This window comes from Marinobacter sp. L-13 (assembly GCF_056857715.1).
The window spans coordinates 45,796-58,950 of the sequence record NZ_JBSXNQ010000065.1; the positions used below are offsets into that span (position 1 = coordinate 45,796).

A 13,155-nucleotide genomic window follows, 5' to 3' on the forward strand; every position below is an offset into this window, starting at 1 on the left:
GAACCGGACGCCGGCACTAAATCACGCCACCGGTTCGCGCATGGTGACAAACTCTTCGGCAGATGTCGGATGAATGCCCAGGGTAGAATCAAACTGGGCCTTGGTCGCACCAGCCTTGATGGCAACCGCCAGCCCCTGGGTAATCTCACCAGCGTCCGGACCCACCATGTGGGCACCCAATACTCGATCAGTCTCGTCGTCTACCACCAGCTTCATCAAGCTCCGTTCGTCACGACCACTGAGGGTGTATTTCATCGGGCGGAACTCCGAACGGTAGATCCGCAGTCGATGCCCCGCTTCCCGGGCCTCTTCCTCGGTCAGCCCAACCGTTCCGATGTTTGGCTGGCAGAATACGGCCGTTGGAATCGCCGAATAGTCCATTTCGCCTTTGCCATCGCCGAATAAACGTCTGGATAGCACCATGCCCTGTGCCAGGGCAACCGGCGTAAGCTGAGGAGTTCCAATCACATCACCCAGCGCAGTAATTGAGGGCACGGCAGTCTGGAAGTGATCATCCACGACAACATGCCCCGAGGCGCTGAGCTGAACGCCAAGATCAGTCAGACCAAGACCGTCAACCAGGGCACGACGGCCGGTTGCCGCCATCACCAGGCCAGTCTCCAGGGTTTCGCCATTGTTAAGTTGAACCCGGTAATGGGCATTTTCGGCCTCAACCGATTCGATGGTCACCCCGAACTGCAGGTTTACGCCTTTTTTCCGCATTTCCTGTTCGGTAAACCGTCGGATGTCGCCATCAAACCCGCGCAGGAACAGATCACCGCGATACAGCAAGGTTGTATCAACACCCAACCCGGCCAGGATGCCGGCAAACTCTACAGCGATGTAGCCACCGCCCCAGACCACGGCCTGCTTCGGCAGCTGCGGCAGGTAGAACATCTCGTTGGACGTAAGAATGCATTCCTTGCCGGGCACATCCGGAATCACCGGCCAGCTGCCGGTGGCTATCGTGATGTGTTTGGCCCGATAGGAGGTATCCCCGACCACCACGGTATTGGCGTCTGACAAGGACGCCGTTCCTTCGATGATGGTCACACCGGCGTTTTCCAGCAACCGACCATAAATGCCATTCAGACGCTCGATCTCGGCATTCTTGTTGGCAACCAGCTTCGGCCAGTCGAAACTGACATCGTCGAGTGGAACCTGCCAACCGTAGCCGGCTGCATCTTCCAGCTCATCGTGAACGTGAGCGCCGTACACAAACAGTTTCTTGGGCACGCAGCCAACGTTTACGCAGGTTCCGCCAAGATACCTGGATTCAACCACGGCCACCCTGGCGCCCCGCTGGGCAGACATCCGCGCGAGGCGAACGCCGCCGGAGCCGGCTCCGATAACGATCAGATCAAAATCCTGCTGGTCAGACACAGCTTCTCCCGTTACACATTTTAAAATCAGGTTTGGCCGGAGGTGGCCGTTTTGGTTTCCGGATGCACTTCCCTGAACAACACGTGATCTTCAAAATCGCCGAGCTGAATCTTGCCAAGGCTCCGGAAACCCTCGGATTCGTAAAACGGCAGATAACGGTTGTTTCCTGTATCGAGCACCAGCCCGCTGCCACGCGGGTTCTCGGCACAGAGTTTTTCAACGGTTTTCAGCAGCAAACGGCCGTAGCCGCGATTCTGGTATTTGGGATTAACCCCCATCATGGGCAACTGATGCGCCAGTGGTTGTGGCAACATGTCGCGAATTTTCTCGTGGTAGTCCAGATACCGACGTGTAGAGGCAAACCCCGTCGTCAGCACCATACGAATCCGCCAGCTGATCTGATCAGCCAGGTTCATCCTTAATTCGGGATCCCCGATGAACGCAACGGCCACAAGCGTGTCGTCAACCATCACGCCAATGGCATCCTGTTCGAGCTCAAAATAAAGGTCTATCAGCTCCCTTATGGTCGCCCTCACCCTCTGATCGTAGCCGGGGCGCCGGTGATCAAACAGGTACTGGAACGTCGGTTCGTTCCGGTAGGCGTGAAACAGAATGGATCTGGCTTCATTCCGCGCCGTTTCGTCCAGGCGAACAATGGCTGGCTCGGATTTGTTCTTGTTGTCGCTGCCGTTACTCATCGCTTCCCTCTCCTGCGTCAGTTCCGGACAAAAGGCCCGGAATCTGGTTTTCAGAATCAGATGGCCAGTGTGAGACGAACGGAAACCCGCCCTGGCTCACTGGCCCTGTCCATGGCCGCCTGGTCAATGACGACACCATGGTTGCCATTCAATCGCTCTAACCAAGCGGCAACCTCTGCAAAAGGCACATTCTCAAGCCAGACTCGGATGGCGTCTTCACCGCTGGGCTCAAAGCGCTGAAGTGACAGACCCGCCTCCCCGGCGGAACGGGTCACCAGCGCCATCAGGGCACGGCCATCCGCAGGTTTGTCTGCCGACGCCGTGGTGCTGGCACCGCCTGTATTGCCAAGACGCTGAATTGTCCGCTGGTTTGCCTGCATCCAGGCCAGCAATTCGCCGGCATTGTCTCTGGCAGCTTCCGCCTGGTCGTAGAACCCGGCCGCCGGTCGCCAAACGGCAAAATACAGAAGGCCAAGAAACACAGCGATGGCCAGCACCACCAAAGCCTGCTGGTCGCGACGGGGCAACTGGTCGTATTGCGCAATGAGTTTGCCGACCGCCGGCTGATCCTTGATTCGGGAAAACATACCTTAACCTCCTGAGACCGTCAGGCGGCCGCGGGCGCCGCTCGCTTCGTTCACCACCGAACCAATCTGCGCCTCCAGCCCCTGGTTCGCGAGGCCGTTGCGCAGAGCGCTCAAACGGTCATAACTATCGGCTCTCACGTCTACGACCAGCTCACCCCGTGAGCGGCTGTAATTCACTGAATTGAAATTCACTCCCTGGCTGCCCGGCAAACGGGAATACTGTTGTCCGGTGTATTTCATCAGGGTAATAAAGTCCACTTCCGGCCCACTTGCGCCGGCAACCCGCAACTGGCCTTCGATCACGCGCCGGACGTTGCCGGCATGGGTACGCCGGTCATTCGGAAACGCATCGCGATAGATTGCCATGGCCTCGTTTCGCAGTTTTTCTGCCTGATTCTGATAGTAGAATCCCATTCCGGCATTCAACGCCACCTGAACCACGAACCAGACGGCGGCAACTGCGATGAGGGGTTTCCATGGTTTGAGCGGACTCGCCTTGCCCGATTTGGACGAGAACATGCCCTGGCACAGGTTTACCGGTTCGCACAGATGATGGTGATGGGCGTAGGCCAGCAGTTCCAGAGGCATGAGTTCAAGAACTTCCTTGCGAACCGCAAGCCGACCAGAACCGTTCAACTCCGAGATGGCCGATTGCTGGAGATCAAATTCTTCAGCGGTGCCGTAAAGCGTGACCGGAATTTCAGCCACCACTTCCTCCGCAGACGGTGCAGCCAGCGTGTGAGCAAACATTCCCAGGTTCGCAGACTGCATACTCAGCCACTCACCGCGTTCGCTCACCATCATTGCCGTTTCGCCATCCAGGCAGACCGACCAGCCGCCTTCGGTGCGCGGCAACAATGAGGCATCCGGAAAAATCGCTTCCAGGCGAACATGCTCCCAGCCGCTGAACAGATTCACCCACTGCCCCATCCGTTCGCGATCAATGGCCGCTACGCGGTAGCCGTGATCGGTATGGGCGCCCAGCGCCAGATGAACAGAATCAATGTCCTGGGCAATCTGCTCCTCGACAGCGTAGGGCAACGCCTGATTGATAAAGCGGCTTTGCTTCGCGGGAATATCAGCCAGACAATAAATCGCTTCTTCGCCGGGGATAAGGCCGATCAACAGAACATTATCCAGTGCATTCTGGCCGAGGGTATGCTCGATGGTTTCCCGACTGTCGCCTGCGCCGCGAGCCTGCGCATCGCCACTGGCATCGTGCAGGACCCAGTTGAACATCTGGGCACCGGGGTCCTGGTCAGCGTCCGCAAACGGCGGTATTGGGCGGACGTAAAGGCGATAAGACATGATTATCCTTCTGAAATTGTGAAAGGCTCTTTGGTGATTCGGTTTTTCTGCCCGATATCCCTGTTAACCGTCTGGACTTCGCCTTCCGGAGTCCGGAACACGGTACTGACCATATTCACGACACGGTTATCGTAGGTAATCCGCGAGGCAACTTCAAAAAACCGGGTCTGCAACCCCAGTCCAACCGACTTGAGCCCGAGCCCGGCGAACTCTGGTAACGCCAGAAAGTCCTGGAGGTTCTCGAACCGTTCCTCTTCCCGCTTCTCAAGAATAGACGCAGCCTGGGCGTCCGTCAGCTCTTCATGGAGAGAGCGGATCACCATGGCCGTCGCGGTGTTCACGTTGATCCCCGCACCATTTACAGGAAGTGCCGCCACGTGGGGCCGCAGGGCCCGATAAATCTCTTCGGTCATGCCTTCGATCAGGCGCAATTCGGTCACCGTGGTAAACGGCTGGTTGGCAGCCCGGTAACCCTGCTCAGCCATCAGATACTGGCCATCCTCTGCGCCGTACGCCGTGACGGTCTGGTCGTTGGGGTCGATCCAGTCCACCAGCGAATCCACGGAAACTGCAGTAATCCCCAGTGCGGCAAACAGCTGAACGAAACGATCTCTGACGATGGGATCCACCTGGCCATTGGCGCCGACCAGGTCGTTCAGATTAAGCCGGCCTCCAAGGTCGTCAATCTGGACCTCAGCCACACCATTGTCATCCAGCGGCAGAACGGCTGCATTGGCGGCCCAGAACTCGTCAAGGCTATCGACCATCAGGTTTTCTTCCTTGTCCTCGTCATAATCCCTGCGCAGGATCTGGCGGGCGAACGCCTCGGCGCCAAGTGCGATACTCTGGCCCTGCTGTTGAGCCAGATAATGTCCCGCCTTGAACACTCGCAAGCTCTGCTGCTGGGTCATCCCCGAAGCAAGCATGACCACCAGAGCCATGGCCAGCAGCACCATGATCAGAGCAACGCCGCGCTGACGATTCGATAACCTCGGGGTCTGGCCCATCGCTACCTAGCCTCCCTGCCCCGTTGCACCGGTATTCTCTCCGGTTTGTTCTCCGGTAGCCTCTTCTTCTGTGCTTTCTTCTTCCGCTTCGCTGGCAGCCTGGTTGGCCTGGTTTACTGCACCCTGGGCAACGGCCGGATCAAAATCCGGTAATGCAAAGGTCCGCACCAGCGTTCCAAAACGCTCATGTTCCAGAGTCACTTCCATGCCCAGCGGCAGTGGAATATCAGGGCGGCTACCCGGGGTCAGTCCGGCCATCACCTCATCGGTTGGCCATTGCGGTTGCCAGCTCCGGTTGGCATCCAGAAACCTTATTTCCAGGCGCTTTACGCCTTCCAGCAGCAGCACGTCGCGGCTGTCATCTTCCTGGCCCTGATCCACCATGGGCCAGTACCGGCGCCGCAGTTCGCTGCCAGTATATTCCCAACCGACACGCTGCAGGCCACTGCGGCGAATGCCCAGGGGGTTACGCCAGCCCTGCCGGGTCAGCAACAGGGAAAAGTCGTCCGCACGGCTGGAGAGCGCTGGCTGGAAATCCCCGTAAATGTCCCTGGCCGGCCGGTTGACCACCTGCATGATATCCCGCTCAAGCAGGAGCATGGACCGCTGCAAACCGTCGAACTGTTCCGCCAGTTCGTTCACCCGATCGCGGGAATTGACCACTCCGTTGATAACCTGCCAAACGCCAAGCCCGATAACGGCGGTGATGGTAACCGCGATCAAAACCTCCAGCAGGGTAAAACCACGTTGTTGCGGATGGCAGCTGTGTGCGGACGGGAACCTCATTGTGCCCCCACGAAAGCCGACAGGGTATGGATCGGCTCCGGCGTCGCGCCTTCCTCGCGATAACGGGCAACCGCAACCTCCACACGACGCATCTTCGCCTCGGCGGTTGCAAGAATCGCGGTGGTCACCCGCCAACGATACGGCCCGAAGTCGGTATCCTTGGAGTTCTCGGAGATGCCCGGAATGTTTTCCTGCAGTCGAATTTCGTTTATTCGGTTATCTGCCAACCAGCTCGCCAGGGTTTTGTCCCGAACCCGTTCGTAACTGGAAATGTACTGGCTTCCAACTTCGGCCGCAGCCGTTGCAATCAGGCCGAACACAAGCAGGGCAATGAGTACTTCGATCAGGGTAAACCCTTTCTGCGTCCTCACCCGCTGCTCCCCTCATCGCCCGGTTTGCGCCAGTCCATGGGCGACACCCCATCCGAGGCCAGAACGTGCATCGTGTCTGACCCGTTTCCGATAGTGAACTCAAGCTCGAACGGCGTTGTCTCGCCACTGGAGAAAAAAACGACGTCCGGCAACAGGGTATCTTCGGATGATGCCAGCCTGGGCGCGTCGCTTTCGATGAACTCGGTGACAGTGAGCCACTCCGGCAGGCTCCGGGCCCGGAACATACGCTCACCGGAGGCCTTCCAGTCGCCAGTCTGATCCTGGTAAGCCACGAACTGGTAGCCGTCTTCCTCCAGCTTCAGGCCCAGCTCCAGGTTATTCAGAACCGCCTGCTCCGAGGCTGTCTGCATAAGCAGGTACAGCTCCCGGACCTCATTTTCCAGTTCGCGCTGCTGGGAGCTTCCCCCCATGGTAAACACGGCAAGCGAAGCCAGCAGACCCACAACCACCAGGACCACCAGTATTTCAATCAGGGTGAAACCGGTCTGTCGGGATCTGACCTGCACAGTGATTTAGCCCTCGGTGTCCCAGACGCTGATATCCGCAGCGTCGCCGTCGCCACCTTCCTGGCCGTCAGAGCCATAGGAATACAGATCGTAGGGACCTTCGGTACCCGGGCTTACGTACTGGTATTCAGAACCCCAGGGATCCTCCGGCACGCTCTTCAGGTAACCGTCGGAATTCCAGTTCTTGGGCTCCGGGCTGCCACTTGGCTTGGAAACCAGCGCCTCAAGACCCTGCTGGGTGGAGGGATAATGGCTGTTGTCCAGGCGATAAAGGTCCAGCGCATTGGCAATGTTGCTCAACTGGGTTTCCGCCACGGTGACCTTGGCCTGGTCACTCCGACCCATGATGTTTGGAGCCACGATGGCCACCAGCAGGCCCAGGATCACCATCACCACCATGATTTCAATCAGGGTAAAGCCGCGGTTACGGTTGCGTGAATTGAGGTTCTTGGTCGTCATTGTCTCACTCGTTATTGGCATGGATTGCTTTGGTCCGGGCTCGTCAACTGACGCTCCGGCGCGGGTTTCATCCCACGAGATTACTCATATTCAGAATCGGCAGCATGATGGCCAGCACGATGATCAGCACCACCACGCCCATCACCAACAGCATCATCGGCTCGAACAGCCCCACAATCGCAGCTATCTTTGATTGGAGGGTGTTTTCCTGCATGCGCGCGGTTCGTTCCAGCATGCTGTCCAGCTCACCACTGGCCTCCCCGCTGGCGATCATGTGCAGCATCATCGGCGGAAAATACCCGGTCTGATCGAGGGAACGGTGCAATGAGCCGCCTTCGCTGACCTTTCTGGCTGCGTCCCGCAGTTCCTGCCGCAGAAAATCGTTGGATAACACCTCACCGGCAATGCGCATTGCCTCTACCAGCGGCACGCCACTGGTCGTCAGTATGCTGAGGGTGCTGGCATAGCGGGCAGTGTTAACGCCACGAACCATCCCTGAAAACAAGGGGAGATGTAACAGACGTTTGTGAAACCGCAGTCTAAACCCGGGCTTGGTCAGGAAAAAGCGGAACACCATCAATGCGGCGACCAGCAGTATAAATAGATAGACACCGTAATCCGCCAGAAATTCCGACACCGCAAGCATGGCCATGGTCAGCGTTGGCAGCTCCTGCCCCTGCTTCAGAAACACATCAATGATATCCGGCACCACGTAGGTCAGCAGGAACACGACGATGGCGATGGCGACGATACTGAGAATGATGGGGTAGATGGCCGCCAGCTGAATTTTCTGGCGAGCCTCCTGACGATTTTCCGTGTAATCCGCCAGCCGGTTCAGAACCAGATCGAGATGGCCGGCGTGCTCACCGGCAGCAACGGTAGACCGGTACAGCCTCGGGAACGCCCGGGGGAACTCACCCAGGCTGTCCGCCAGGGTGTAGCCTTCCATGACTTTCGCGCGAATGGCGATCAGCATGCTGCGTATTCTGGGTTTCGGTGACTGCTGAGCGGCCGCCGAGAGCGCCTGCTCGATGGGAATGCCGGACTGGATCAGGGTTGCCAGTTGGCGTGTAACCAGTGCAAGATCGGCCGCGGCCAGCGAACCCCGGCTGCCCAGGGGATTGCTCCTGGCCTGTTTCTCGGCGGCCGGTTCGACGGCCAGCGGCGTGAGGCCTCGCTCCCGAAGTTGCTGGCGAACGGCTCTCGGCGCATCGGCTTCCACGACACCTTGTTTCTGCTTGCCTCGGGAATCGAGCGCCTTGTATTCGTATGCTGGCATGGTTTACTGACCCCGGTGCGTAACGCGGAGTACTTCTTCCACCGTGGTCACACCATCCAGGATTTTCTGCACGCCGTCTGCGTGAATACTCGGGCCATGCTGGCGAGCCACCTTTTCCAGGTCCAGCTCCCCGGCACGTTTGTGGATCAGAGAACTGATTTCCTCGGAGATCTCCACCACCTCATAGATACCAATACGCCCACGGTAACCGAGCTGGTTGCAATGGCTACAGCCGGTTGCCCGGTAAATGGTGGGCGGGTTGGCGGGATCCTGCTGCAGAAACTCGCAGTGCTCTTCTGTAGGTGTATACGGCTCCCGGCATTCCTTGCACAGAACGCGCACCAGCCGTTGGGCAACAATGCCCACCAGGCTTGATGAAATCAGGAAGGGCTCGATACCCATATCCATAAGCCGGGTAATCGCGCCAACGGCGGTATTGGTGTGCAACGTGGAGAGGACCAGGTGGCCCGTCAGACTCGCCTGTACGGCAATTTCTGCCGTTTCCAGATCCCGGATCTCACCGATCATGACCACATCGGGATCCTGACGCAGGATGGCACGAAGACCCCGGGCAAAGGTCATGTCCACCTTGGTATTCACCTGGGTCTGGCCGATGCCGGGCAGGTTATACTCGATGGGGTCCTCAACAGTCAGGATGTTGCGGCTACGATCGTTGATTTCCTGGAGCGAGGCATAGAGCGTGGTGGACTTACCGGAACCCGTCGGGCCAGTGACCAGCAAAATGCCATAAGGCCGGTAAATCAGCTTGCGCAGAACCTTCAGGTCCTGCCCCGCCATGCCAAGGGATTCCAGCCGTATGGCACCTGCCTGTTTGTCGAGCAAACGCAGAACCACGCGTTCACCGCTAGAAGACGGCATGGTCGACACACGAATATCCACTTCCCTACCAGCGACCCTCAGCGCAATACGGCCATCCTGGGGCACCCGTTTCTCAGCGATATCCAGCTTCGCCATAACCTTGATCCGGGACACCAGCAGCGGGGCCAGTGCGCGCTTGGGCTCTACCACTTCACGCAACACACCATCCACCCGGAAGCGAACCACAAGGCGCTTTTCATAGGTTTCAATGTGAACGTCCGAGGCGCTGGTTTTCACTGCTTCAGTGAGAATGGCATTGATCAGACGGATGATTGGAGCATCGTCTTCCTGCTCCAGCAGATCCTCGGTTTCCGGCACGGAGTCAGCGAGGGAGGCCAGGTCCATGTCATCGCCGATGCCTTCCACCATTTGCATCGCTTCCGCAGAATCGTTCTGATAGGCGGAATTCAGGGCCTGGTCGAAACGGTCCGGGTCGATGGTGGCAAAACGGGCACGACCGCCACTGATACGGTTCGCTTCCGCCAGCGCAGAATGGGACGCACCGGGCCGCACCAGAATAACCGGCTCGCCGGCGTCCGAACGGGTCAGGATTACTCCGTTGCGCTTGGCAAAAGTAAACGGAAGACGGCCCAGCGGAGCATCCTGCGGCTGAAGTTCAGTGTCTGTGGTCAAGGTCGTCCTCGTTCGTGAAACCCTTTTCGATTCAACTAATTCAGAAAGGCTACCACAGGATATGGACCCGCTGAATAACTCTATACACTATACTCCCAATAAAACGTTGCAGTCTGATAACCTGTGAGCTTTTTCCCGGCCCACAAACTTGCATTCAGGATGATCAATGCTCCTAAACAATGAACGGTTTCCCCTGATTCTCGCGCTCGTGGCAGGGGCCGCCATGGTCGCCCTGACAGCCTGGCAGGGTTACCGTTTCTGGCAAATGGAAGGCCAGCAGGGACAGTACGATAACGTGCAGCCACTGGTCTCCGACCCGGCCGCCGGTCGTGAGCCACCCAGCGTGGACCTTTCCTCCCTGAATCTGTTCGGAACTGCATCCGGCGAAAGCGAGCCGGTAGAAATGGATACCGAGAATCTCCCTGAAACCAACCTCCGACTGTTCCTTCGGGGCGTACTGGCCGCGGATGGTGATTTCCCGGGCAGCGCGCTGATCGAAGATGACAAAAGTAAAACCGAAGCCTACCTGGTGGGTGACGAACTGCCCGGTAATGCCACACTGCGCTCGGTACATCCGAACCGGGTGATCATTGAACGTTCCGGCAAACTCGAAAACCTCTACTTCCCGGAATCCGAAGACCGCAGCGGCATATCCTTTACGGCCGACCAGCAGGCAGAGCCTTCGCCCGCCGTCCAGCAGGCTGCATCCCCCTCACCCTCGAGAGCGCCCGCTTCCGCCACCAGCGATGAGCAGCGCCGGGAGGAAATCCGCCGGCGCCTTGAGCAGCTCAGGGAACGCCTACGGAACAATAACTGAGGCGCGCTATGGAAACGGCCGCCCTTCAGATACGCCGCCGTTCCACGCTTCTGCCTGCGTTATTGCTCGTGGTGTCTCTTGTGAGTGCCTTCGAGCTGGGCTCCCGTCTGATGAACTATGTTCAGGAAGAATTCGGAACCGAAGCCCACCAGCGTCTGGAAAACTGGCAGCGCCTGCATGCTCTTGCCGCAAATGCCCCCATCGACCGACAGCTCCGGCTGGTGAACTCCTTCTTCAATCGAGTCACCTTTGTCAGCGATATCCGCCACTGGGGCGAGGAAGACTACTGGGCAACCCCGGTAGAACTGCTGACCACCAACGGTGGTGACTGTGAGGATTTCTCAATTGCCAAATACCTGACCCTCAAGTCCATGGGCGTGCCCGATGATCAGCTCCGGATCGTGTATGTCAAAGCGCTGGAACTGAACCAGGCCCACATGGTGCTGGCGTGGTACCCGGAGCCAGACGCCGATCCGTTGATTCTGGACAACCTGATAAATGACATTAAACCCGCCTCTCAACGCACTGATCTTGAACCTGTTTATAGCTTCAATGGTGAAGGCCTCTGGCTGAACCAGTCCGGCGGAGCGCGCACCCGGATCGGCGAAGCGGGCAAACTCTCACGGTGGCAGGACCTCAACAGCCGGCTGACGGAATCGCTCCGACCCTGAGAGGGTTGCCAAAGTCAGCCACTGGCGGCAAATGACAGGAACCATGGCGCCAAGCGACAGCGGCGAACGAAGCAGAGCCTATAGAATGCGCCACATTCGTTTTTAATCTGGAGAATAAAGCACATGCGACGCTGGAACGGCTGGGGCGACGAGGGATTCAATCTGGCAATGCCGGAACAGGGCCAGGACTTTCTGGCATCACGCATCGGTAGTGGCCGGCCTCTGGCGGACGCGACCCTGGATTCCGTTTGCGCCAAAGTACCGGAAACCCGCCTTACCCGGCCGGCAGATCTGGAATCACTGATCGATACAGGCCCGGAAGCGCGAGTGCGCCATGCCCGCGGCCAGAGTCTTGCGGACTGGCTGGCCATGCGCAGCGGCGAGTTTGGTGTGTTCCCCGATGGCGTGGCCTACCCTACCACCAGCGAAGAGGTTCAAACCCTGCTCTCCTGGGCCGCGGAACAACACATTCACCTGATTCCCTACGGTGGCGGCACCAGTGTGGCCGGGCACATAAATCCGGTGGATAAAGGCCAGCCAGTACTGACTGTGGACATGAGCCGGATGAATCGCCTGATCGACCTGGACACGGACAGCCAGATCGCGACGTTTGGTGCGGGAACACCCGGGCCACTCGTTGAGTCCCAACTCCGGGCCCATGGCTACACACTGGGGCATTTCCCTCAGTCTTTCGAGCTTTCCACCGTCGGCGGCTGGGTGGCCTCCCGATCCAGTGGCCAGCAATCCCTGCGCTATGGCCGCATTGAACAACTCTTTGCCGGGGGCCGGGTCGAAACCCTGAAAGGCACCCTTAACCTGCCCACCATACCGGCCTCCAGCGCCGGTCCGGATATCCGGGAAATGATTCTGGGTTCGGAAGGCCATATCGGGCTGATTACCGAGGTGAAGGTGCGGGTTACTCCGCTGCCCGAACACGAGAGCTTTCATGTGGTCTTTTTTCCGGATTGGGAGAGCGCCCGCACGGCCAGCCGCCTGCTGGTGCAGAACCGAACCCAGTTATCCATGCTCAGGCTCAGCAATGCCGTAGAGACCGAGACCCAGCTCGCGCTGGCCGGCCACCCCCGGCTTATCGGCATGCTCGAGCGTTTCCTTTCGCTGAGGGGCGCTGGTGAGGGCAAATGCATGATGACCTTCGGGATCACCGGCTCCCGACTGCAGACCCGAAACGCCCTGAAAGAGGCCCGAAGCATCTGCAAGGCCCAAAATGGCGTCTATACCGGCACGCGGCTCGGCGACAAATGGGCGGCCAAGCGTTTTACCATGCCCTATCTGAGAGAGGCCCTCTGGCAGATGGGCTATGCGGTCGACACTCTGGAAACGGCCACTGACTGGGACAACGTCCACAATCTGCTGGGTCTGATCGAGACCAGCCTGCGTGACGGGCTGAAAGACCAGAACGAGAACACCCATGTGTTCACCCACCTCTCCCATTTCTATAGCCAGGGCTGCAGCATTTACACCACCTATGTGTTCCGGGTGGGCGACAGCTACGAGGAAACACTCGCGCGCTGGCAAACGCTCAAAACCAGCACCTCCGAACTGATCGTGAACAACCGCGGCACCATCAGCCATCAACACGGTGTCGGTAAGGATCACGCCCCTTACCTGCCGGTGGAAAAAGGCGAACTGGGCATGTTGGCGATACGCTCCCTGTGCAGCACCTTTGACCCGGACGCGATCCTGAACCCGGAAACACTGGTCAAATGAGCGCAACGCCCAAAGGGAGCCC

At 58.5% G+C, this 13,155-nt stretch carries 14 protein-coding genes; 3 read left to right on the forward strand and 11 right to left on the reverse strand.

Annotated features, from left to right (window positions below; genetic code table 11):
* Positions 1 to 21: 21 nt before the first annotated feature.
* The 11 genes from gorA to gspE all read right to left on the reverse strand — a co-directional run bounded on the left by gorA (position 22) and on the right by gspE (position 9,917).
* Positions 22 to 1,383 (reverse strand): glutathione-disulfide reductase, encoded by a 1,362-nt coding sequence (gene gorA / locus AC13DD_RS17815; RefSeq protein ID WP_008171181.1) that lies wholly within the window; start codon positions 1,381 to 1,383, stop codon positions 22 to 24.
* A gap of 26 nt (positions 1,384 to 1,409) precedes the next feature.
* Positions 1,410 to 2,081, reverse strand: a complete 672-nt coding sequence (locus AC13DD_RS17820; protein ID WP_008171182.1) for a GNAT family N-acetyltransferase — start codon at positions 2,079 to 2,081, stop codon at positions 1,410 to 1,412.
* A gap of 56 nt (positions 2,082 to 2,137) precedes the next feature.
* Positions 2,138 to 2,668, reverse strand: a complete 531-nt coding sequence (gene gspM, locus AC13DD_RS17825) for a type II secretion system protein GspM (protein WP_008171183.1) — start codon at positions 2,666 to 2,668, stop codon at positions 2,138 to 2,140.
* 3 nt (positions 2,669 to 2,671) lie between these two features.
* Positions 2,672 to 3,976 carry a type II secretion system protein GspL gene (gene gspL, locus AC13DD_RS17830; protein WP_008171184.1) on the reverse strand — a complete coding sequence of 435 codons (1,305 nt, stop codon included), beginning with the start codon at positions 3,974 to 3,976 and terminating at the stop codon, positions 2,672 to 2,674.
* 2 nt (positions 3,977 to 3,978) lie between these two features.
* A complete protein-coding gene (gene gspK / locus AC13DD_RS17835) occupies positions 3,979 to 4,983 on the reverse strand; it encodes a type II secretion system minor pseudopilin GspK (RefSeq protein WP_008171185.1) in 1,005 nt (334 codons plus the stop codon).
* Between the two features lie 6 nt (positions 4,984 to 4,989).
* Positions 4,990 to 5,769: a type II secretion system minor pseudopilin GspJ gene (gspJ, locus tag AC13DD_RS17840; RefSeq protein ID WP_008171186.1), complete on the reverse strand. Its 780-nt coding sequence runs from the start codon at positions 5,767 to 5,769 to the stop codon at positions 4,990 to 4,992.
* On the reverse strand, positions 5,766 to 6,140 hold the full coding sequence (gene gspI / locus AC13DD_RS17845) for a type II secretion system minor pseudopilin GspI (RefSeq protein ID WP_092032690.1): 375 nt from the start codon (positions 6,138 to 6,140) through the stop codon (positions 5,766 to 5,768). Before gspI ends, gspJ begins: the two co-directional genes overlap by 4 nt.
* Entirely contained in the window at positions 6,137 to 6,667 is a 531-nt protein-coding gene (gene gspH / locus AC13DD_RS17850; protein ID WP_092032688.1) for a type II secretion system minor pseudopilin GspH, read from the reverse strand. The genes gspI and gspH overlap by 4 nt, the downstream gene beginning before the upstream one ends.
* A 6-nt stretch (positions 6,668 to 6,673) precedes the next feature.
* Complete coding sequence (gspG, locus tag AC13DD_RS17855; protein ID WP_008171190.1) at positions 6,674 to 7,126, reverse strand: type II secretion system major pseudopilin GspG; 453 nt, start codon at positions 7,124 to 7,126, stop codon at positions 6,674 to 6,676.
* A gap of 67 nt (positions 7,127 to 7,193) precedes the next feature.
* Positions 7,194 to 8,405: a type II secretion system inner membrane protein GspF gene (gene gspF, locus AC13DD_RS17860; protein ID WP_008171191.1), complete on the reverse strand. Its 1,212-nt coding sequence runs from the start codon at positions 8,403 to 8,405 to the stop codon at positions 7,194 to 7,196.
* Between the two features lie 3 nt (positions 8,406 to 8,408).
* Complete coding sequence (gene gspE, locus AC13DD_RS17865; RefSeq protein ID WP_053115298.1) at positions 8,409 to 9,917, reverse strand: type II secretion system ATPase GspE; 1,509 nt, start codon at positions 9,915 to 9,917, stop codon at positions 8,409 to 8,411.
* 166 nt (positions 9,918 to 10,083) lie between these two features.
* Here gspE and AC13DD_RS17870 point away from each other — a divergent pair, with 166 nt between their 5' ends.
* The 3 genes from AC13DD_RS17870 to AC13DD_RS17880 all read left to right on the forward strand — a co-directional run bounded on the left by AC13DD_RS17870 (position 10,084) and on the right by AC13DD_RS17880 (position 13,133).
* Positions 10,084 to 10,734 carry a type II secretion system protein N gene (locus tag AC13DD_RS17870; protein ID WP_219119997.1) on the forward strand — a complete coding sequence of 217 codons (651 nt, stop codon included), beginning with the start codon at positions 10,084 to 10,086 and terminating at the stop codon, positions 10,732 to 10,734.
* Between the two features lie 8 nt (positions 10,735 to 10,742).
* On the forward strand, positions 10,743 to 11,405 hold the full coding sequence (locus AC13DD_RS17875; RefSeq protein WP_008171198.1) for a transglutaminase-like cysteine peptidase: 663 nt from the start codon (positions 10,743 to 10,745) through the stop codon (positions 11,403 to 11,405).
* A gap of 123 nt (positions 11,406 to 11,528) precedes the next feature.
* Positions 11,529 to 13,133 carry an FAD-binding oxidoreductase gene (locus AC13DD_RS17880; protein ID WP_092032677.1) on the forward strand — a complete coding sequence of 535 codons (1,605 nt, stop codon included), beginning with the start codon at positions 11,529 to 11,531 and terminating at the stop codon, positions 13,131 to 13,133.
* Positions 13,134 to 13,155: the final 22 nt, after the last annotated feature.